23 protein-coding genes are annotated in these 18,263 nt (G+C 50.6%); 8 read left to right on the forward strand and 15 right to left on the reverse strand.

Features of this window, described 5'->3' with window-relative positions; translation table 11 throughout:
* Nucleotide 1: 1 nt before the first annotated feature.
* On the reverse strand, nt 2-484 hold the full coding sequence (locus tag KNP92_RS10795; protein WP_251136554.1) for a hypothetical protein: 483 nt from the start codon (nt 482-484) through the stop codon (nt 2-4).
* Complete coding sequence (locus KNP92_RS10800; RefSeq protein ID WP_214840397.1) at nt 477-752, reverse strand: 4a-hydroxytetrahydrobiopterin dehydratase; 276 nt, start codon at nt 750-752, stop codon at nt 477-479. The genes KNP92_RS10795 and KNP92_RS10800 overlap by 8 nt, the downstream gene beginning before the upstream one ends.
* Nucleotides 753-891: 139 nt before the next feature.
* On the opposite strand from KNP92_RS10800, the gene KNP92_RS10805 reads away from it, so the two are divergent.
* Entirely contained in the window at nt 892-1,425 is a 534-nt protein-coding gene (locus KNP92_RS10805) for a cysteine hydrolase family protein (protein WP_214840399.1), read from the forward strand.
* A 24-nt stretch (nt 1,426-1,449) separates the two neighbouring features.
* Entirely contained in the window at nt 1,450-2,895 is a 1,446-nt protein-coding gene (locus tag KNP92_RS10810) for a nicotinate phosphoribosyltransferase (protein WP_214840401.1), read from the forward strand.
* Between the two features lie 34 nt (nt 2,896-2,929).
* Here KNP92_RS10810 and KNP92_RS10815 read toward each other — a convergent pair whose 3' ends face one another.
* Complete coding sequence (locus KNP92_RS10815; protein WP_214840403.1) at nt 2,930-3,232, reverse strand: hypothetical protein; 303 nt, start codon at nt 3,230-3,232, stop codon at nt 2,930-2,932.
* Nucleotides 3,233-3,346: 114 nt separating this feature from the next.
* On the opposite strand from KNP92_RS10815, the gene KNP92_RS10820 reads away from it, so the two are divergent.
* Nucleotides 3,347-3,820, forward strand: coding sequence for a YwpF family protein (locus KNP92_RS10820; RefSeq protein ID WP_214840405.1), 474 nt, complete (start codon nt 3,347-3,349; stop codon nt 3,818-3,820).
* 75 nt (nt 3,821-3,895) lie between these two features.
* Here KNP92_RS10820 and KNP92_RS10825 read toward each other — a convergent pair whose 3' ends face one another.
* The 3 genes from KNP92_RS10825 to KNP92_RS10835 all read right to left on the reverse strand — a co-directional run bounded on the left by KNP92_RS10825 (nt 3,896) and on the right by KNP92_RS10835 (nt 5,985).
* Entirely contained in the window at nt 3,896-4,372 is a 477-nt protein-coding gene (locus KNP92_RS10825; RefSeq protein WP_214840407.1) for a DUF456 domain-containing protein, read from the reverse strand.
* Nucleotides 4,373-4,382: 10 nt separating this feature from the next.
* The gene (locus KNP92_RS10830; protein WP_214840408.1) at nt 4,383-4,982 is read right to left on the reverse strand and encodes a histidine phosphatase family protein; all 600 of its coding nucleotides are present in this window, start codon (nt 4,980-4,982) and stop codon (nt 4,383-4,385) included.
* Nucleotides 4,983-5,049: 67 nt separating this feature from the next.
* Nucleotides 5,050-5,985 carry an alpha/beta hydrolase gene (locus tag KNP92_RS10835; protein ID WP_214840409.1) on the reverse strand — a complete coding sequence of 312 codons (936 nt, stop codon included), beginning with the start codon at nt 5,983-5,985 and terminating at the stop codon, nt 5,050-5,052.
* 172 nt (nt 5,986-6,157) lie between these two features.
* Here KNP92_RS10835 and KNP92_RS10840 point away from each other — a divergent pair, with 172 nt between their 5' ends.
* A complete protein-coding gene (locus tag KNP92_RS10840; RefSeq protein WP_214840410.1) occupies nt 6,158-7,243 on the forward strand; it encodes a metal ABC transporter solute-binding protein, Zn/Mn family in 1,086 nt (361 codons plus the stop codon).
* 39 nt (nt 7,244-7,282) lie between these two features.
* Here KNP92_RS10840 and KNP92_RS10845 read toward each other — a convergent pair whose 3' ends face one another.
* From KNP92_RS10845 to KNP92_RS10865, 5 genes are all read right to left on the reverse strand, one after another.
* Complete coding sequence (locus KNP92_RS10845) at nt 7,283-7,729, reverse strand: hypothetical protein (RefSeq protein WP_214840411.1); 447 nt, start codon at nt 7,727-7,729, stop codon at nt 7,283-7,285.
* Between the two features lie 46 nt (nt 7,730-7,775).
* Nucleotides 7,776-8,231 carry a DUF1877 family protein gene (locus tag KNP92_RS10850; RefSeq protein ID WP_214840412.1) on the reverse strand — a complete coding sequence of 152 codons (456 nt, stop codon included), beginning with the start codon at nt 8,229-8,231 and terminating at the stop codon, nt 7,776-7,778.
* A gap of 85 nt (nt 8,232-8,316) precedes the next feature.
* Nucleotides 8,317-9,762, reverse strand: coding sequence for an alanine/glycine:cation symporter family protein (locus KNP92_RS10855; RefSeq protein WP_214840414.1), 1,446 nt, complete (start codon nt 9,760-9,762; stop codon nt 8,317-8,319).
* A 182-nt stretch (nt 9,763-9,944) separates the two neighbouring features.
* Nucleotides 9,945-12,413 carry a CoA-disulfide reductase gene (locus KNP92_RS10860; RefSeq protein ID WP_214840416.1) on the reverse strand — a complete coding sequence of 823 codons (2,469 nt, stop codon included), beginning with the start codon at nt 12,411-12,413 and terminating at the stop codon, nt 9,945-9,947.
* On the reverse strand, nt 12,410-12,661 hold the full coding sequence (locus KNP92_RS10865; RefSeq protein WP_260564207.1) for a rhodanese-like domain-containing protein: 252 nt from the start codon (nt 12,659-12,661) through the stop codon (nt 12,410-12,412). The genes KNP92_RS10860 and KNP92_RS10865 overlap by 4 nt, the downstream gene beginning before the upstream one ends.
* Before the next feature lie 324 nt (nt 12,662-12,985).
* Between KNP92_RS10865 and KNP92_RS10870 the strand changes: the two genes are divergently transcribed.
* The gene (locus KNP92_RS10870) at nt 12,986-13,252 is read left to right on the forward strand and encodes a metal-sensitive transcriptional regulator (RefSeq protein WP_214840418.1); all 267 of its coding nucleotides are present in this window, start codon (nt 12,986-12,988) and stop codon (nt 13,250-13,252) included.
* A gap of 66 nt (nt 13,253-13,318) precedes the next feature.
* Nucleotides 13,319-13,750 carry a type III secretion system chaperone family protein gene (locus KNP92_RS10875; protein WP_016509669.1) on the forward strand — a complete coding sequence of 144 codons (432 nt, stop codon included), beginning with the start codon at nt 13,319-13,321 and terminating at the stop codon, nt 13,748-13,750.
* Between the two features lie 66 nt (nt 13,751-13,816).
* On the opposite strand, the gene KNP92_RS10880 is transcribed toward KNP92_RS10875, so the two are convergent.
* Nucleotides 13,817-14,602, reverse strand: a complete 786-nt coding sequence (locus tag KNP92_RS10880) for a cytochrome c oxidase assembly protein (protein ID WP_214840420.1) — start codon at nt 14,600-14,602, stop codon at nt 13,817-13,819.
* Between the two features lies 1 nt (nt 14,603).
* The gene (locus KNP92_RS10885; protein ID WP_214840422.1) at nt 14,604-15,062 is read right to left on the reverse strand and encodes a DUF2243 domain-containing protein; all 459 of its coding nucleotides are present in this window, start codon (nt 15,060-15,062) and stop codon (nt 14,604-14,606) included.
* Between the two features lie 155 nt (nt 15,063-15,217).
* Here KNP92_RS10885 and KNP92_RS10890 point away from each other — a divergent pair, with 155 nt between their 5' ends.
* Complete coding sequence (locus KNP92_RS10890; protein WP_214840424.1) at nt 15,218-16,165, forward strand: DUF4003 family protein; 948 nt, start codon at nt 15,218-15,220, stop codon at nt 16,163-16,165.
* Nucleotides 16,166-16,184: 19 nt separating this feature from the next.
* Here the strand turns inward: KNP92_RS10890 and KNP92_RS10895 are convergent, their stop codons facing one another.
* The gene (locus KNP92_RS10895) at nt 16,185-16,907 is read right to left on the reverse strand and encodes a YwiC-like family protein (RefSeq protein WP_214840426.1); all 723 of its coding nucleotides are present in this window, start codon (nt 16,905-16,907) and stop codon (nt 16,185-16,187) included.
* 112 nt (nt 16,908-17,019) lie between these two features.
* On the opposite strand from KNP92_RS10895, the gene KNP92_RS10900 reads away from it, so the two are divergent.
* Nucleotides 17,020-17,472 (forward strand): DUF4367 domain-containing protein, encoded by a 453-nt coding sequence (locus KNP92_RS10900; RefSeq protein ID WP_214840428.1) that lies wholly within the window; start codon nt 17,020-17,022, stop codon nt 17,470-17,472.
* Between the two features lie 20 nt (nt 17,473-17,492).
* Here the strand turns inward: KNP92_RS10900 and KNP92_RS10905 are convergent, their stop codons facing one another.
* Complete coding sequence (locus KNP92_RS10905) at nt 17,493-18,134, reverse strand: YitT family protein (protein ID WP_214840430.1); 642 nt, start codon at nt 18,132-18,134, stop codon at nt 17,493-17,495.
* Nucleotides 18,135-18,263 lie beyond the last annotated feature (129 nt).

An 18,263-nucleotide genomic window follows, 5' to 3' on the forward strand; every position in this document is an offset into this window, starting at 1 on the left:
ATTATAGGTTATCCGCTTCCGTGACGACATAGTGTTTTATAATTGGGCCTGCCCCTTTTTGTTCAACGGCATCTTTGAGCCATTCTTGGAACAAGACATAGTCCGTCGAATCCCGAAACTTGTTGCCGGCTTCGGCGAACTGGATGAGCACGATGCCATGGTTGTCGTCCGGGTCGACACCGAGACGGAACGCCGTGAAGCCATCATGCCCGGCGCCAAGACGCGATTTTTCGGTCAACAGGCGATGGAAGAGGAGTGAGCGCGCATTCGAATCCACGGGGATGTTCGCATAGAGAATATTCCCTTTGGATGCGAATTGTCCTTCCGCTTCTTCGATTTGAAACGTCTTTCCGCTTTGAAACGGAGACTTGTTCCCTTCAGCGAGTAAAATCGTCTCATTGCCGCTCGCGACGAGCACGTCCGGATGTTCCCGGAACCGCTCGGCGACACTGCCGGAGGCGAACGTCATATACAAGTTAGACAAGCTCCTCACACCCTTTCGCGAGCATGATGTCTTTCTCCGTAATGCCGCCTTCGTCGTGCGTCGATACGGTGAGCGTGACGTTACGGTACTCGATTAAGATGTTCGGATGGTGATCGAGCGACTCGGCCAAATCGGCGACGAGGTGCACGAATTGAATCGCCTCCGGAAACGTGTCGAGACGATATGTCTTTTGCAGTTCCCCATCCACGACGTCCCAACCGTTCAAGCGCGATAATTGTTCCGATAGTTCTGTAGATGACAACAACATCGGTTCATTCCCCTTTCGCTAACAGTTCTACTTACACTTACTACCCGAGACAGATGAAAAATAATCTTTTTCGCTTCATGCAAAATGATTTAGAATAAGAAGGATAGCCAACTAATCTGTACTTGAGAGGAGACCTCCTATGCGCGCATTAATCGTGATTGACTATACGTTCGATTTTATCGCAGATACAGGTCGTTTGACTTGTGGGAAACCTGGGCAAGAGATTGAAGACCGAATCGTCCAGTTGATTGAAACGTTTTCGAAAGAAGATTATGTCGTCATCGCGAACGATGTGCACGACGCCGGTGACACGTATCATCCGGAAACGACACTCTTCCCACCCCATAACATTCGTGGGACAGAAGGACGCGATTTATACGGTGCTGTCAAAACGGCTGCCGAACAGGCTGACCATTGGATTGACAAGACACGGTATAGCGCCTTCGCCGGGACCGACCTCGACCTTCGGCTTCGGGAACGCGGTATTACGGAAATTCATCTAGTCGGGGTGTGTACAGACATTTGCGTCTTGCATACCGCGGTAGACGCGTATAACCTCGGCTACAAGATGGTCATCCACGCAGATGCGGTACAAAGCTTTAACCCGATCGGCCATGAATGGGCGCTCGAACATTTTGTCACAACGCTCGGAGCTACCGTTACCGGGAAGTGACATGAAATCAGAAAGGAACTGACTATGTTACATCGGAATTTAGCGCTTCACACAGACCTTTACCTCCCACGTTGGATGTACATTTACTGGAAACAAGGACGACATAACGAAAAAGTCGTCTTCGATTTATATTATCGTTCGAACCCGTTCAGTGGCGGCTACGTCGTCTTCGCCGGGTTACAAAACATCGTCCATTACTTAGAGAACGTCTCGTTCACCGAGGAAGACATCGCCTATTTGAAAGAGCAGCTCGACTTTGAGGATGCGTTCGCGGACGTGTTACGCAACTTCAAATTCACTGGTTCACTCTATAGCGTACGCGAAGGCGAGATTATCTTCCCGAACGAACAGGTCGTCCGCATCGAATCGACCATCTTTGAAGCGAAGCTGTTCCAGACGGCGTTTTTGAATATCGCCAACCACGAATCACTCATCGCGACGAAATATGCGCGCATTCGCCAAGCGGCACCGAACGAGACATTGCTCGAAGGCGGAGCTCGCCGCGCGCAAGGAGTCGACGCCGCCTATTACGGCACACGCGCCGCCTATATTGCTGGATTTGACGTGACGAGTCTCGTCTCAGCCGGACGTGATTTCGATGTCCCGACGGGCGGGACGATGGAGCACGCAGATATCCAATTCCATGACGACGAATTGACGGCGTTCCGCTCGTTCGCTGAGATGTATCCGGATAACACGAGCCTGTTGATCGACACGTATGACACGCTCAAGTCAGGCCTCCCGAACGCGATCACCGTCGCAAAAGAACTCGAGGCAAACGGGTACCGCTTGAAATCGGTCCGTCTCGACTCGGGGGACTTGGCTTACTTGTCGAAACGGGCCCGGAAAGCCCTCAACGAAGCGGGTCTCGACTATGTCAAAATCGTCGTGTCCGGAGATCTTGACGAATACGTCATCCAAGACTTGCGGATGCAAGGAGCCGAGGCTGACACGTTCCTCGTCGGGACGCGCGGCATCACGGCCTACGAGCAACCTGCTCTCGGCATGGTATATAAACTCGTCGCCCGCGAGGATGAATTTGGCAACTTGAAACCGGTCATTAAAGTATCTTCCTCGAAAGTGAAGACGACGACACCGCACAAGAAAGAACTGTATCGCATCATCGACAACGACACGAAAAAGTTCAAAGGTGACTACATCGCCTTATCGGATGAGCCGGTCGAGTCATATTCCGAAATCGAACTCATCGATGTGCGCGATCCAGCGTTTAAGATCAAGACGCGCAACTTCAGCGTCAAGCGTTTGCTCGTCCCCATCTTTTTAGAGGGTGAGCGTGTTTATACGCTTCCGAGCGCGAAAGAGATTCGTGACTACCACCGTGAGCAGATGAACGGCTTATGGGAAGAGTATAAACGTCTCCGTCTACCGGAAGTGTACTCTGTGACGTTCAGCCAACCGCTGTGGGACTTGAAGCTCGAGATGATTCGCCAAACCCGAATCCCGAAATAAAAATGAGGCTGTGGGAATCCCACAGCCTCATTTTTCATGCGGTCGTCATCTCATGCGCATGGTGTTGATCTTCTTTTCTCCGAAAGTAAAGCGCCACAGAAAGAGAAATCAAGATTAAGACGAAATAGACAGTCCGTTGCCAAAATGTCGCCTCGGTGTCCCCTTGGAACAAGGCGATGATATAGTCACTTCCACTCATCAAGAAAAGTCCCGACAGTAAGAGGAAGATGCGATAACCAGCCCGACTCCGTTGTTGTTTTACCTTGAAGAAAAGGACACCATAATAGACGATGGCCAGTATCACGAAATATCCGATAATCCCTACAATCCAACTCATTCTGATGCCTCCTCCTTTACTCGCGAACCTTGTTGCTCCCACGTTATCGTAACACATCTTCACAATCAGACTATGTTAAGATGTTCTAAAGAAACCGTGGAAGGGATTGATTCGATGAAAACGTTTCGCCTCGTCCAAGTCCGACTCGTCCAAGACGAGTACGGCAACGAGTTGAACCTCCCAATCGAACTTGTCGACGGGTTGATCATCTCGAAAGAACACGACAACGAATGGTTACTCGAGATGCTCGTACCGACCGAGTTCGCCGTCACACTCCATCATTATTTAAACAAACGGATGTTACTTCTTGCCGAGGCGATCATTACGTCTCCTAGCAACCGCCCCGCAGCCATCGCGCTCACATTCACGAGCGAACGCTCACTCTCGAACCACCACACGTTCGTCGCGGAAGGTCTGATGTTGTTGCCGAAACACGACCCGACGAAGCAAGTACTCGACTCCCTCATTGCCGACGGGGTAACCGGCAGCGAGTTAAAGCCTTCCTTCTTTGAAAAACAAGTTGAACATCAGCAAACATTTAGCCGCTCCGCCTTCACCCAGCTCGTCAAGACAGGGTCGTTCGAATAATCGGACGGTCCTGTTTTTCTTTCCCCGTTTTTTTAAGATCCGCAACCAAAAAAGACGAAGAAGTTGCCTTCGCCTTCAAATATAGATGAAAAACAGGATGACCATCATCGTCATGCCGACGACTTTTAAAAGCGTGCTCCCTAAAAAGGCGAGTACGGTCCCGACACCGATACTCCAAGCTTCCCGTGTTGACTTACCAAGCGTGAGCTCGGCCAAGAACGCAAAGATGAACGGGAAAATTAAAACACCGACGAGCGGAAAGATGAACGGACCGGCAATGAGCCCAATCGTCGCCCCCCATTTCGCCCGCTCGGAACCGCCCCGTTTATCGACCGTTGCCCGCGTGACGATATAATCGACGGCGAACAAGAAGACGAGAAAGACGATTTGCCATAGCCAAAACGTCCACGTGAGCGGCTCAAACGAGAAGCCGAAGCCGTAAATCAAGAATCCAATGAATAAGAACAACACGCTCGGGATGACCGGGTAAATCAGCCCAATGAACGCGACGACAAATGATGCGATGATGAATATCCAGAGCAATGTCGACATGTGCCTCTCCTCACTTCATAACGATTTCGTTTGTGATGTGGTCGGCCACGTTCACCGCTTTGACGATGAAGCGTCCGTCCTGGTGTTCGATATAGTTCGAGCAGGCGTTACGCATCGCATGACGGAACGTATACGTCTCATCGATCGCCGATAACGCCGCCTTGATCGCATGGGAATGGCAGACGACGATGACGCGCTTTCCTTCGTATGTCTTCACGAGATGCTCCATCCCTTCGCGCACCCGGGCGCGCATCTCATCTTCTGATTCGAGTCCTGGGACACGGGTCTGGTCATCGGCTTGCACCGCTTCATAGATGCCCGGGACCGGCTGCCCCGACGCCGCTCCGAATTCGCGCTCGATGAACCGCGCGTCCATGACGATGTTTGCCGGGTCAATGCCACACGCCTCGGCGATATAGCGAGCTGTATCGACGGCGCGCGCTAACGGACTTGCGACGATGACGTCCCATGTTTCTTGACTTAAAAAGGCCGCGCTCTCTTCGGCTTGACGATGTCCGAGCGCGTTGAGCGGGATATCTTCCCGTCCTTGAATGATTTCATTAAAATTCCAATCGGTCTGACCATGTCGGACCAAACAAAGCTCTGTCACGCTAGTCACTCCTTTTTGTTCTCTAAAACCTTTTCCCATGGTAACATCTTTTCAGAAAAGCGCAACGTCATGTGAGGGCGTCGTCAATGAACCGATCGATGCGGCTCATCAGTTTTTCTTCTTTGATCGGGTTGTCGGATTGGAGAAAGCTTGCTAAGGAGTGTGTGCCATTTGGAAATGAGATGAGTTGGACGTTTGCACCGACTTCGCTCGCATGTTCAACGAAGTGAAGCGCTTGTCCGAATGGAACAATCGGGTCCTTCTTACCGTGTAGCAGTAAAATCGGTGGGGCGTCATCGTATAAATGCGTCACCGGGGAACATTTCACCATCAATTCACGCCATTCTTCTCGGCTACCTTCATAAAACTTGAGATGGGCAAGCCATGTCTGAACGAATTTGAACAATAAGAAATTCGTCGGCGGATAAAGCGCGATGACCCCTTTAACCGGCGGGACGTCTGCCCCGAGTTCACCGATGAACTGTTTCTCCCGATCAAGCGCCGTCGCAAGCATCAATGCAGCTCCGGCCGAGTCGCCCCAGACGATCAGCTTGTCGACATCGAGATTGAGCAAATCACCATGTTGCTTCAAATAGCTGAGTGCATCCGAGACGTCGACGATGTTGTCCGGGAAGTACACTCCGTCTTCAAACAGCCGATAATCAATACTGACGACCGCGAAGCCTTTCGCCAAAAAGTGATCGAGCAACGGATGGAACAACGTCACCATCCCGCGGTTACCTCGAACGAACGCCCCGCCGTGCGCGTAGACGGCGACGGGAAACGGGCCATCTCCCGTCGGGTAATACACATCAAATTGGAGCGGGTGGTCATCGATGATTTTGTACGTGTGCGTTCGTCGTTTGCGAGTCGAGTGCTGAACCGGAAGTTCAGGCTCTTGCCAGCGCACGAGGGAACCGTACTGATTCCATACCGTGGCACCGGCCGCAGTAGCCGCCGCGAGAGCGGCTCCGCCGACGAACCAGGCGGTCTCCTTTCTCATATACATCCACTCCTCGTTCTTTTTTTAATCATATTCCCTTTTTATCAAAATTCCATCCATCGGAAGTTGGACTTGACGTGCGCGAACCTGCCGCCTATAATATAAGGCGCAATCACAGAACGTAACCGTTACGGTTTAATGTTTTTCAGAGAGAGGACAGGTGGAGAAACCCATGAATAAAAAGTTACTTAGTGTCGCCGCTGCCGGGACACTGTTTTTAGGCGGATGTGCCAACAATGGAGACAGCAACGCATCGGAGGAGACGAGCGATCAATTGACCGTTTACGCATCGACGTTCGCCTTGAAGTCGATCGCAGAAGAAATCGGTGGCGACCGTGTCCGCGTCGAGATGGTCATCCCGCCCGGTGCTGATCCGCACACATACGAGCCGACTTCACGTCAAATGACACAAATCGCAGAAGCAGATCTGTTCTTAACGGTCGGGCACGACCTCGAGCCTTACGTCGAGTCGATGGAGAACAGCCTCGCGAACGAAAATGTCACGTTCGTCAAAACGGCCGAAAACGTCACGTTACTCGATGCCGACAAGACGGTCCATGTTCACGGTGCTGATGACCACGGCCATGAAGAAGACGCACATGGGCACGAAGAAGATGCACACGCTCATGAAGAGGACGAGCATGGGCACGAAGAAGATGCACATGCTCATGAAGAGGACGAGCACGGGCACGAAGAAGATGCACATGCTCATGAAGAGGACGAGCACGGGCATAGCCACGGTCAATACGACCCGCACGTCTGGCTCGATCCGATGAACGCCGTCTCGATGGCAGAAGCGGTCGAGGCCTCATTCGCCGACCAGGCACCTGACTACAAAGACGAGTTTGCCGACCGGTTGAGCGCTTTTAAAGAAGAAGCAGAGACACTCGACGCCGAGCTCCAGGCAGCGGTCGACGCCGGCTCGAAGCAACAGCTTCTCGTCACACATGCGGCATACGGCTACCTCGCAGAACGTTACGGTTTCGAACAGCTCCCAATCGCCGGATTGACTCCGTCTGAAGAGCCGTCTCAACAAGCGTTGAAACGTGTCATCGAAGAAGCGCGTGCCCACGACTTGACGCACATCGCATTTGAAGACACGGTGACACCGAAAGTCGCGGAAGTCGTGAAAAACGAGATTGGCGCCGAAGCGGTGACCATCTACAACTTAGAGTCTGTCACGAAAGAGCAGCTGGAACAAAGCTATTTCGACTTGATGCGTGAAAACGTCAAAGCGCTCGAAATCGCACTGAAATAACGGAGAAGAACGCTCGATGCCTTAGGCACCGAGCGTTCTTTATATTTCTGGCTGACGATCGAGTTGTTTCAAACGAAGCAACAAGACGCCCGTCACGTACAGTGTCACAGTTGTGATCGTCGCCCCGATCACCATCTTCCACCAAACGTCATAGAGCGCTAACGTGTAGAGTGCCAATAGACTCGCGAGAAAAATTCCGCTGACGAGACCGATGATTTTGACGAGCGAGGCACGCGGATGTCGATCATGTAGAAACATGGAACTAGTGATGATGGCGAACACCAAGTTGATATAAAAGAGCGCGTACATAGCCGTAAGTAACCAAGTATGGAATTGAACGAACCCATGCACGGTAACGAAGCTTAAAATAAATACGATCAATGTGACCAGATTCAAGCGACCGAGCCATTTCTGTCCCGTTCGATAAGCGAAGATTGGACTAATCAATGAAAAAAAGAACGCTGTCGTCAAGAAGAAGTCACCCATCATGAATCACCATCCATTTTTTCAATATCATACCATCTCACTCGTCTCATTCATAATAAATCAAGACGAGCTCGTCCCGCTCGGCCGCTGCTTCACAAAATCGGCGAAGCGACGTCCATTTCAACCAAATTTCGTCGAGTCCGTCTTGATCGACGAATGCCATGTCGGTAACGTCTTCTTTCGTAAATGCACCGAGTGCGTCCTTGACGATATTGAGCAGTTGCGGTGTCAAGATGCCGACGACGACCGCCTGTTCTTCGTTGACAATCAACTCCTCCCCAATGACGGCCATCTCTAAATTGTACATATCGTCTCCATCAAGATACACCTCGATTTGACCGAGCACTTTTTGAAAGCGTTCGATCCCCGGCAGCGTTAACGTGTCATACGTGTCACGACCTTGCGCGTGCACGTGGAGGAGCCAATCCATAATCATATCGGGGTCTTGGGCAAATGAGACCCATACTTCTGGGGAAATGCGTATATAATGTGTCGTCTCCATGAGTGAACGGCCCCCCTTTTCTATCGTTTTCCCCTCTTTCTGACGCAAAAAAACCGCCTACGTGTTGTCGTAGACGGTTTAAACATTATGAACGAATCGTACCGGTTTTGACTTCTTCCGATTCCGTTTCCCACGCTTCGAGATGCTCGCGTCCTGGCAGGTTTTCAATCGAATCCGCATAGAAGACCGGATCCGCTCCTTGACGACGTTGAGCCAAATAATCATCAAGGACGAGACGCGCCACTTTCGAGAGACGGAAAATCGCGTACAAGTTAACGAGCGCCATGAGACCCATGAACACATCAGCGATTGACCAGACGAGGCCGGCCGAACGGATGGCTCCAAAGAGGACCATCCCGACGACACCGATTCGGTAAATCGTGACGTAAATCTTCTTCTCTGAGATGAACTGGATGTTCGTCTCACCATAGTAGTAGTTCCCAAGAATCGAGCTGAATGCGAACAAGAAGATGGCAATCGTCAAGAACGATGTCGCGATTGGACCAACTTCTGCCGTGAGCGCGGCTTGCGTCAATTCGACACCGGCAAACGATTCCGAGCCTGCTACGCCAGACAACAAGATGATCATCGCTGTCGACGTACAGATGATCAACGTATCGACGAAGACACTAAACGATTGGATCAACCCTTGTTTGACCGGGTGTGATACTTCTGCAGTCGCAGCTGCGTTCGGAGCCGAACCCATACCCGCTTCGTTCGAGAAGAGACCACGACGAATTCCTTGAAGCACCATCGCACCAATTGCGCCACCGAACAATTGCTGAAGCCCGAGCACACCTTCTGAGAAGATGAGGCTGAAGACGCTAGGTAATAGTGAGGCATTTGAAATCATAATCCAGAGCGCAAGCAAGATGTATCCGCCCGCCATGATTGGAACAATGATACTCGATAAGATGGCGATTGATTGAATCCCACCGAAGATGACGGCTGCCGTGACAAGCGCCAAGATGATCCCGACCGTCGTCGTGCTGACGCCGAACTGGTTGCTCATCGAAAGCGAGATCGTGTTCGACTGAACCGAGTTGAAGGCGAAGCCGAACGAGAACGTGATGAGGATGGCGAACAAAATCCCGAGCCAACGTTGGCCGAGCGCACGCTCCATGTAGTAAGCCGGACCTCCACGCCACGTACGTCCGTCACGGACTTTATACACTTGCGCGAGCGTACTTTCTACAAACGCAGATGCTGAACCGATGAGGGCAATGAGCCACATCCAGAAGACGGCTCCTGGACCACCAAGTGCAATCGCCGTTGCGACACCCGCGATGTTACCCGTACCGACACGTGCTGCCGTACCGATGGCGAATGCCTGGAACGACGAGACCTGTCCTTTTTCACGTTTCATGCCGTCTTTAAATAAGAGACGGAACATCTCCGGAAGCATGCGGAACTGTACAAAGCCCATGCGAACCGTAAAGTAAAGACCGAGAGCGACAAGTACGATGATGAGCACTGACGACCACAATAAGTCGTTCGCTTGCCCAACAAACTTTTCAATCATATTCTCCATCTGTTAATCCTCCATAAGTATGATTAGTCATAAGTAAAAGTTATGTCAACTTTCTTAACATGTTTTGAATTATAGGAAAAACGAATGAAGAATGCAATCCTTTTCAACAATTTTCAAAAAACAACGCCATCAATAAAAAGAGCAACCAACATGATGTCGGTTGCTCCTCATTCCAGATTGCTTTAGATGAAAAGGTTCAAATTGCCGCCTTCGGCTGCCCCGAGGTAGACTGCCACACCTCCGAGATCGATGCCGTCAATCAACTCTTCTTCTTTGATTCCCATGACGTCCATCGACATCGTACACGCGACCATTTTGACACCTGCCTCCTGAGCCGACTTGATCATTTGATCAAGTGATGGGACATTTTTGTCACTCATCACTTTTTTCATCATTTTCTGACCGACGCCACCGAAGTTCATGTTCGAAAGCGGAAGCTCACCCGCGTGGGACGGCATCATCATGCCGAACATCTTCTCGAGGCCTTGCTTCTTCACTTCCGGTGCATCAGGTTTACGGATGACGTTGAGTCCCCAGAACGTGAAGAACATCGTGACGTCTTTCCCCATTGCCGCCGCACCTTGGGCGATGATGAATGATGCGAGCGCACGGTCGAGGTCGCCACTGAAGACGACCATCGACGCGCCGTCGCCTGCTGGCGCGCCCACTTGGACGGCCGCAGAACCTTGACCTTTTTGAAGGACCGCTTCGACGCGTCCGTTCACGAGCTGTTTGGAGACGAGCTCATTTCCCGTTTTCTTCGCCCATGCTTCGATGTCCGCAAAGAATCCAGGGTCACTCGCGAGTACGCGAAGCGTCTCGCCTTCACCGAGCTCAGCGACTTTTTTATTGACCTCTAAAATCGGTCCCGGACATTGCAGACCGCACGTATCTAATACAATCGGGTCTTTGATTGGTTGAGTCGTCATCGCTTGTGGTGCCTCCTCCGTTACTGTAGCGGCAGTCTCGTGCTCTGCTTGCGTCCCTGCCTTAGTGGCATCAACATCACGTTTTACTTGGGACCACGTCTTGTAGCCACCGCTTAAGTTTTTAACCTTGAATCCGTTTTGACGCAAGATGCGGGATGCGAGATATCCGCGAAGCCCGACTTGGCATGTCACGTAAATCGTTTCGTCTTTGCTGTAGGCATTTAAGTTGTCACGTAGCGAGTTGAGGGGAACGTTGATGGAGCCTGGAATTTTGCCAAGTTCGTGTTCCGACTCGTCACGGACGTCGAGAAGTGTCGCGCCGTTCTTCACAAGCTCGTCAATCTCGTTCCAATGCACGACTTCGTTATCGCCGAGGACGACGTTTGACGCGACGTAGCCGATCATGTTGACCGGGTCTTTCGCCGAGCTGAACGGTGGTGCATAGCTGAGTTCAAGATCCGGAAGATCGAGGACCGTCAAGCCACCTTTCATCGCTGTCGCAATGACGTCAATCCGTTTATCGACCCCGTTCATCCCGACGCCTTGTGCGCCGTAAATCTCACCGGTCGTCGGATGGAACAAGAGCTTGAGCGACACCGGCGTCGCTCCCGGGTAATACCCGGCATGCGAACCCGGGTGCACGTGGACGGCTTCGAACGCTTTACCGGCCGCCATCAAACGTTTTTCATTCCACCCCGTCGAGGCGACTGTTAAATCGAACACTTTGGCGATAGCTGTCCCCATCGTCCCGTTATATTGGACGTCACGGCCGTTGATGATATCGGCGACAAGACGCCCTTGGCGGTTGGCCGGCCACGCGAGCGGAACGACCGTCGGCTCTTTAAAGATATAATCAAGCACCTCGACCGCGTCACCGATGGCATAGATGTTCGGGTCAGACGTGAGCATCTTTTCGTTGACGCGAATGGCCCCACGGATTCCTGTCTCAAGGCCTGCTTCTGTGGCAATGGATGACTCCGGCACGACGCCAATCGATAAGACGACCATATCGGTCTCGACGACGCGACCGCTCTTCAAATGGACCCGCTTCCCTTGTTCCGAGAACGAGTCGACGCCGTCGGCGAGTTGAAGCTCGACACCATGGAGGCGCATATGTTCGTGAACCGGCGCTACCATCTCGCGGTCAAGCGGCGTCATGACTTGGTCCGCCATCTCAACGAGGGTGACGTCAACACCACGTTCCCGTAAGTTTTCAGCCATCTCGACACCGATGAATCCACCACCGATGACCGTCGCATGCTTCGGCGCTTTGTCGTCGACGTAGCTACGGATTTGATCCGTGTCCGGAATGTTGCGGAGCGTGAAGAGGTCTTTTGCTTCTACAATTCCAGGGATGTTCGGACGAATCGGTTTCGCGCCCGGTGACAAGACGAGCACATCATAGGACTCATCGTACGTCTCACCCGTTCGGACGTGCTGTACTGTGACCGTCTTCTCGGCACGATTGATTTTTATCACTTCCGTCAAGTTCCGGACGTCGAGTTGGAAACGCTTGTTCATCCCTTCGACGGTTTGAACGAGTAACTTTTGACGATCTTGAATGACGTCACCAATATAGTAAGGTAGTCCACAGTTCGCAAACGAGATGTACTCCCCCCGGTCGAACATAACGATGTGGTTCTCTTCATTCAAACGACGGAGGCGGGCGGCCGCCGAAGCACCACCAGCCACACCGCCGACGATTACGATTTTTTTACTCATTGCGTATTGCCTCCTTTGACGATTTCACCTGGCCAACTCATCAAGCCATCTTCTATATTGACCACTTTATAGCCTTTCGCTTCCATTTGCCAAGTTGCTTGCGTGCTTCGAGCGCCGGAGCGACAGAGCACGATATATTCTTGATTCGGATCGAGCGCGTCCACCCACTCGGCCATCTCCGAAAGTGGATAATTGGTCGACCCGGCAATGTGTGCTTCTTGAAACTCGTCGCGTTCTCGGACGTCCACGATGTGTATAGGGACTCCACGATCCAGTTACCGTTTTAATGCTGATGCTTTCATCGGTAATCTCCATCCTTTTTACTACCTATATTTAATTGCCTTCATCGAATCGTTAAAAAACTTTGTGATTTATCGAACAAATAACGTCTACGTTATTAATATACCCCCTTAGGTATTATAAGGCAAGTGATATGTTTTTCTGATTCGTTCAGTTTTGATTAGGTGAACGCCTGGGGGTTGTCGCTCGACACATACTCCCCTACGTATTAAGATGAGACTACGAAAGAAATAGTCGAGTTACTGAACGATTTTTATATAGAGGTGAATCCTATGGAACAGTATCAATACGACACAAAAGTATTGAATCGAATGAAACGGGTGGAAGGGCAAATCCGTGCTATTATCCGGATGATGGAAGAAGGGAAAGACTGCCGCGACGTCGTCACTCAGTTGAGTGCAGCGCGCTCTGCGATTGATCGCGCCTCCACCATTATCGTCGCGAAAAATTTAGAGCAATGCATCATCACGGCCCAACAAGACGGCGAAGATACGTCTGAAACGGTCGAAGAGGCCATCAAAATGTTGATGAAACGCTAGTTCCCCTTGCTTTCCCTAGCCAAATGGGGGAAAGTTAGAGTAACGACTTTTAAGGGGGACTTCTTTGTGAACTTCGAAGAAAAAGTGGAATCATTCAAAGCGCTCGTCGCTGAACGCAACATGACGTTCAAAGAGAGTGAAACTGAAACGCACGTCACGTTTTTGACGCGTGAAACGACTAAATCCGGGGCTCAGCCCGTTATGATTATCGCCTTCAACAAAAAAACGACGGATGCCGAGCTTTATGCCGCGACGGTGACACACGTACCGGACTACGTTGAAGATTTGCCGATTTTGAACGCGTTGAACGAATTCAACCAAGAATTCAAATACTTCCGTTGTGTCCTCGACAGCGATCGTGACGTCACACTCGCCTCGACACTCGACCTCGACCTCGGCTTCTCACCGGAAATCATCTTGCAACATTCGTTTATGATGTTCCAGGCGGCCGATGAAGTGAATGAATACATGCAGAAGCTTTACACACAAGTCCAATAATCATCGTTTCACACCTAAAAAGACGATCCCTCCGAACATATCGGGGATCGTCTTTTTTTATTACCGTTAAGCATTGTTTCTCAGCGTACATTGTCGAGGCGCGGTGGCTTTATACCATTGATGACATAGAATAATGATCAAGATCAAATCGACCGCATCACCCCCGTAATACATCCATAGCGCCCCTGTCTCAGCTGCCTCTTTCGGTACTCCAAGAGGGGGATGTGCATAAATCAGTTTTGCCAATATTTTATGAGCGGCCAAGGCAAGAATCACTATCGTCGCTCGATAAAAAAAGCCATAACGGTGTGGCGTAAGATCCACATAAATGATTGAAATCGTAAATAAATATCCGGCCAAAAACACGTGCAGATGAACGAGTCCATACAGCAAGAGTGATTCATGAATAAGTGAGTAAAGATTCGTCATGTAGAGCACATATAATCCACCGATATTCAGTACGGCGGTTATAGCTGGGTTCACGAGAAATCGTAATACGCGACTTTTTAACAACCGGGTGATTTGTCGCGCCGTGCCGGTGCGCAACGTACGTAACAGCAAGGTCATCGGTGCTGCTAAGGCAAGAAGAAGCGGTGCCAACATTCCAAGAAACAAATGGCCAATCATATGGCCAACGAAGTGGGCATGGGCATAGGTTGCAAAAGGTCCGATGAAAACGCAGCCTGCTATCAATAGGCCGGCAAACCAAAAAACGTATCGATGAAGTGGCCATGTTTTGTAGTGGCGACTCGTCATGATGGCGGCGAACGGATAAACAATCAACCCAATTAGGAACAAGATGAAGACAGCGACTTCATACCCATTCCCAGAAACATGAACATGGGAATGCATATCATTTCTCCCTCTTCTGTTTTTGCGTCTGACTGAATAGGATAAGGCCACTAATCAAAATCAAGACGGCCGCCGTGTTCCAGACAAGATCATACGGAAGGATGTTCACCCCATAACGAATTTGATGAAGTTGAAAAACCTTATGTTGAATGATTCCATCGTATAGTTGGAAGAACCCCACTCCGATGAGCAACCCGCTTATCCATCTCTTCATCCAAAAAGACTGTCGTCTTCGTAAATCAGCTAACAAAAATAAGGAAGCGACGGTGGCGAACCAACTAAAGGCATGAAATAGACCGTCCGAAAACAAACCAATCTTGACAGTGGATTTATCATAAAAGTGATGCCAGGCAAGAAGTTGATGGAAAACCATTTCATCAACAAATGCGATAAACCCGACACCAAATAAAAAACCAGAACCGAAATTCCGAAATGCGTAAGTGTAAGGACGTCTCTCCATTTCGTTTCACTCCCCGCTTAGAACTAGGATCGATAGACATGCATTTGATTCCCTCTTCATCAGCAGTTAAACGCTTCCTTTTCTCTCTTTCGGAGATTGAGACGTATGAAACATTTTTTGGATTCATGTCGTAGGTAGAAAAAGGAGGTTTTATTATGACGACGCGTTATACCCGGTATGTTGAGACGCTCGAAGCAATTAAACAAGCCACAAAATGGTCGCTCACGGATGACTTTCGACGTGTGATGGCTATCCATTACGCCATTCATGACACCCCGTTCGATCCAGCACGTTTCGAACAGGCACAAGCCGCCCTCAAACAAAAGACGAGCATGTTCTCGAAGTTCCGTGGAACGAACAGTCTTGTCTGGTTGTCGTTCCTTGACGCCAAATATGAAGATGTCGCGCCGGCCATCGATGAGGCGCTCCGGCTCGACGCCTTACTCGACCGGAAACATTTTCGTTACAGCATGTTGCGGCCGTTCATCGCGAGCCAACTACTGAACGTCGATGACCCGGAACGCCGACTCGACGAGGCGACAGCCCTCTATCAAACGTTCAAACAACACCATCCATGGCTCACGAGCGAAGAGGACTTATTGTCCGCCCTCGTCCTCGTCCAAGCGTTTGACGACCATGAGGGGTTGAATGCGCGAATTGAGGCGTACTACGAAGCGTTAACGGTCCACGTGTCCCGCTCGAATGAACTGCAGCTCGTCTCGCATTTGCTCGCTTTCAGCGAACTCGCCCCGACCGAGGCCGTTGCCCGTTTCCTCGACTGGCGGGAGCGGCTAAAGCAACAAAAGATCACGGTCCGAAACGAACATTTACCACCGCTCGCCCTACTCACCATCATCGCCGAGCCGACGGACGAGACCATTCAAACCGTGACCGACATCGTCGGTGCCGAAACTGAGAAGCAACGCTGGTTCAACACACATAGCTTGACTGTCGCCCTACAGCTCACCGCCGCCGACACCATCACCGAAGAGGCGAGCGAACTATTGCTTCATGGCACGTTCGCCCACTTGCTCGCGATGCAACAGGCCGCGACAGCTGCTGCGACTGTGGCCGTCATCTCGAGCACCTCATCGAACAACTAAAAAAGAAGGGTCTCCCCTTCTATACATATAAATAGGCGCTCAGACAGATGAGGACGAACACAGAGTTCGCGATTTCAATGATGCCAATGCGCATAATCGGGACTTGTTTCCCGTAAAAACCAATCGCACGGATGAGACTCGGCGCATAGGCCAACGCAAGTAACGGATTACCGAGTACGATGAAGACGATAACGAGCACGACGTGGTAGCCCCACGACACGTTTCGATACGTTTGGCTCTTCTTCTCTCGAATCATCGTCTTCACGTAAAAGATGCTGCCAAGAAAGTAGAAGTACGGTAAGACGAATAGCCACACCATCGTCCCGTCCACGACGCGTGCGCCGAGGTAATAGCTGGCCATCCCGCCGATACAAAACGAGGTGACGGCACTGACGTCGTTCCAGACGTTGCGCTCGTCCTTCATTTTAGCGAAATACGCGTTGACAAGACCGAACGGAATCATCGCAAAGACGAACCAAATGAGATGCCATTCAGTCAGGAAGACAGGGATTGCGGCGATAGTTGCAATTCCAAGATAGAGGATCACGGTACGGAGCAGTTCTTGCGACTTTTTCCGTTGCTTCACGTACTGGAACAAGAAAAACGTACCCATGTAGACGAACAGCCAGGCGATGGCGAACGGGATGTGCGCAAGCGTCCAGCCGCCGACGATGCCACCGAGTAAAAATGGTAAAATCAGCATCGACCAGGCACCGTGCTGTTTTGGAATCATCCATTTCATTATGCTTCACTCCTTCTACATTGAGTGTAAAGCACGTTGCGATGAAAAAGCTGTGACCTTTGTTACTGAGGAGCGTAGATTCAATCAATTGTTCAAAAAGGAGTAGCCTTGTATGTTTCCATCAAATGAACGAAGAAAAAGTAGACGCGTCTTTCTTTATCTGTTCGGATTCGCCTTCACACTACTACTCATCGGGCGCAGTTCAGTCCCTCTTCCCATCGCTTTCACGACCGCTTTTGTTCCGTTTGAGCTTTCGGAGCCAGCTCATCTCCCATTCGAAGCGACAGAAACTTACGCGAACGTGATTCAATTGAACCAAGCCCGTCTCATTTATAAAAACGACGCGGAACAGTTGACCGTCTGGGCGACGACAGACCTCGGTTGGAATCATGTCGCGACATGGGACGAGCACGTCACTTTAGCGGACGGGTCAGACGCTTATTTCCATAAGATAGACGATACTCAAATAGTAAGTTGGCAAATGGGAAACGTCGAATATGCGATTGATTATAAAGGAGATCTGACTAAAGACGAGTTAGTCCAGATTGCAAATTCAATACAATGAGTGCAAACAAAAAAACGATCTCACGCGAGATCGTTTTTTGGTGCAAGTTTTGTGGTAACGACTGCGGGCTTCGTCTGTTCGACTACATCGTCCGTCATCATCTTCGTGACGACACGTCCTGCAATCGCCACGGCGATAAGCGTATAGAGCGCGTTCGATAATGGCAAATAGATGAGTGAAATCGCCAAGACGATGACATCGAAGGCAATGAGAATCGTTCCGACCGAGATTCCGGTCCAATTCGATAAGCCGAGCGCGAACAGGTCGTCCCCACCCGTCGCACCGCCGGATTTCAAGACGAGACCGAGACCGTACCCGGTGACAATCCCACTCGCGATAGCTGCAAAAAGCGTGGCCGGCCACACTTGCACATCAAACGTGAGCAAGTCGAGTCGATCCCACATTGCATAACTGAGCGAGAGCGATGCGGCGGCGAGCACCGCCTGTCCGACGAAGCGCCAACCTTTCCACCACAAAGCGACTAAAAAGAATGGGATGTCGAGCACGATCATCGAAATCGCCGGATCGATATCAAACAAATAGCGACCGAGTAACGATAGTCCGACAAATCCCCCTTCTGCCAAGCCAAACTGTTCATTCAAATAATAATAACCGAACGCCATGATCAGCGTTCCGAGCACTATGGTAGCAACTCGTTTCATTCCGATTGTCCTCCCCGTTTTCAACGGAGAGGAGGATCCTCAGTCGTAGCTGCGGTTCCATCTGTTCCATCTCCGATCTTCCGTTTGTTGATTTTTACATAGATTCGTCTGTAAAAATTCAACGCTAGA

The sequence above is a fragment of the Exiguobacterium sp. s122 genome (assembly GCF_018618475.1).
Taxonomy (GTDB): Bacteria; Bacillota; Bacilli; order Exiguobacteriales; family Exiguobacteriaceae; genus Exiguobacterium; species Exiguobacterium himgiriensis.

Coding starts and splice junctions, on each gene's coding strand:
- KNP92_RS10800 (WP_214840397.1), bottom strand. CDS start 752: ATGTTGTTGTCATCTACAGAACTATCGGAACAATTATCGCGCTTGAAC.
- KNP92_RS10805 (WP_214840399.1), top strand. CDS start 892: ATGCGCGCATTAATCGTGATTGACTATACGTTCGATTTTATCGCAGAT.
- KNP92_RS10810 (WP_214840401.1), top strand. CDS start 1,450: ATGTTACATCGGAATTTAGCGCTTCACACAGACCTTTACCTCCCACGT.
- KNP92_RS10815 (WP_214840403.1), bottom strand. CDS start 3,232: ATGAGTTGGATTGTAGGGATTATCGGATATTTCGTGATACTGGCCATC.
- KNP92_RS10820 (WP_214840405.1), top strand. CDS start 3,347: ATGAAAACGTTTCGCCTCGTCCAAGTCCGACTCGTCCAAGACGAGTAC.
- KNP92_RS10825 (WP_214840407.1), bottom strand. CDS start 4,372: ATGTCGACATTGCTCTGGATATTCATCATCGCATCATTTGTCGTCGCG.
- KNP92_RS10835 (WP_214840409.1), bottom strand. CDS start 5,985: ATGAGAAAGGAGACCGCCTGGTTCGTCGGCGGAGCCGCTCTCGCGGCG.
- KNP92_RS10840 (WP_214840410.1), top strand. CDS start 6,158: ATGAATAAAAAGTTACTTAGTGTCGCCGCTGCCGGGACACTGTTTTTA.
- KNP92_RS10845 (WP_214840411.1), bottom strand. CDS start 7,729: ATGGGTGACTTCTTCTTGACGACAGCGTTCTTTTTTTCATTGATTAGT.
- KNP92_RS10850 (WP_214840412.1), bottom strand. CDS start 8,231: ATGGAGACGACACATTATATACGCATTTCCCCAGAAGTATGGGTCTCA.
- KNP92_RS10855 (WP_214840414.1), bottom strand. CDS start 9,762: ATGGAGAATATGATTGAAAAGTTTGTTGGGCAAGCGAACGACTTATTG.
- KNP92_RS10860 (WP_214840416.1), bottom strand. CDS start 12,413: ATGAGTAAAAAAATCGTAATCGTCGGCGGTGTGGCTGGTGGTGCTTCG.
- KNP92_RS10870 (WP_214840418.1), top strand. CDS start 12,986: ATGGAACAGTATCAATACGACACAAAAGTATTGAATCGAATGAAACGG.
- KNP92_RS10880 (WP_214840420.1), bottom strand. CDS start 14,602: ATGCATTCCCATGTTCATGTTTCTGGGAATGGGTATGAAGTCGCTGTC.
- KNP92_RS10885 (WP_214840422.1), bottom strand. CDS start 15,062: ATGGAGAGACGTCCTTACACTTACGCATTTCGGAATTTCGGTTCTGGT.
- KNP92_RS10890 (WP_214840424.1), top strand. CDS start 15,218: ATGACGACGCGTTATACCCGGTATGTTGAGACGCTCGAAGCAATTAAA.
- KNP92_RS10895 (WP_214840426.1), bottom strand. CDS start 16,907: ATGAAATGGATGATTCCAAAACAGCACGGTGCCTGGTCGATGCTGATT.
- KNP92_RS10900 (WP_214840428.1), top strand. CDS start 17,020: ATGTTTCCATCAAATGAACGAAGAAAAAGTAGACGCGTCTTTCTTTAT.
- KNP92_RS10905 (WP_214840430.1), bottom strand. CDS start 18,134: ATGAAACGAGTTGCTACCATAGTGCTCGGAACGCTGATCATGGCGTTC.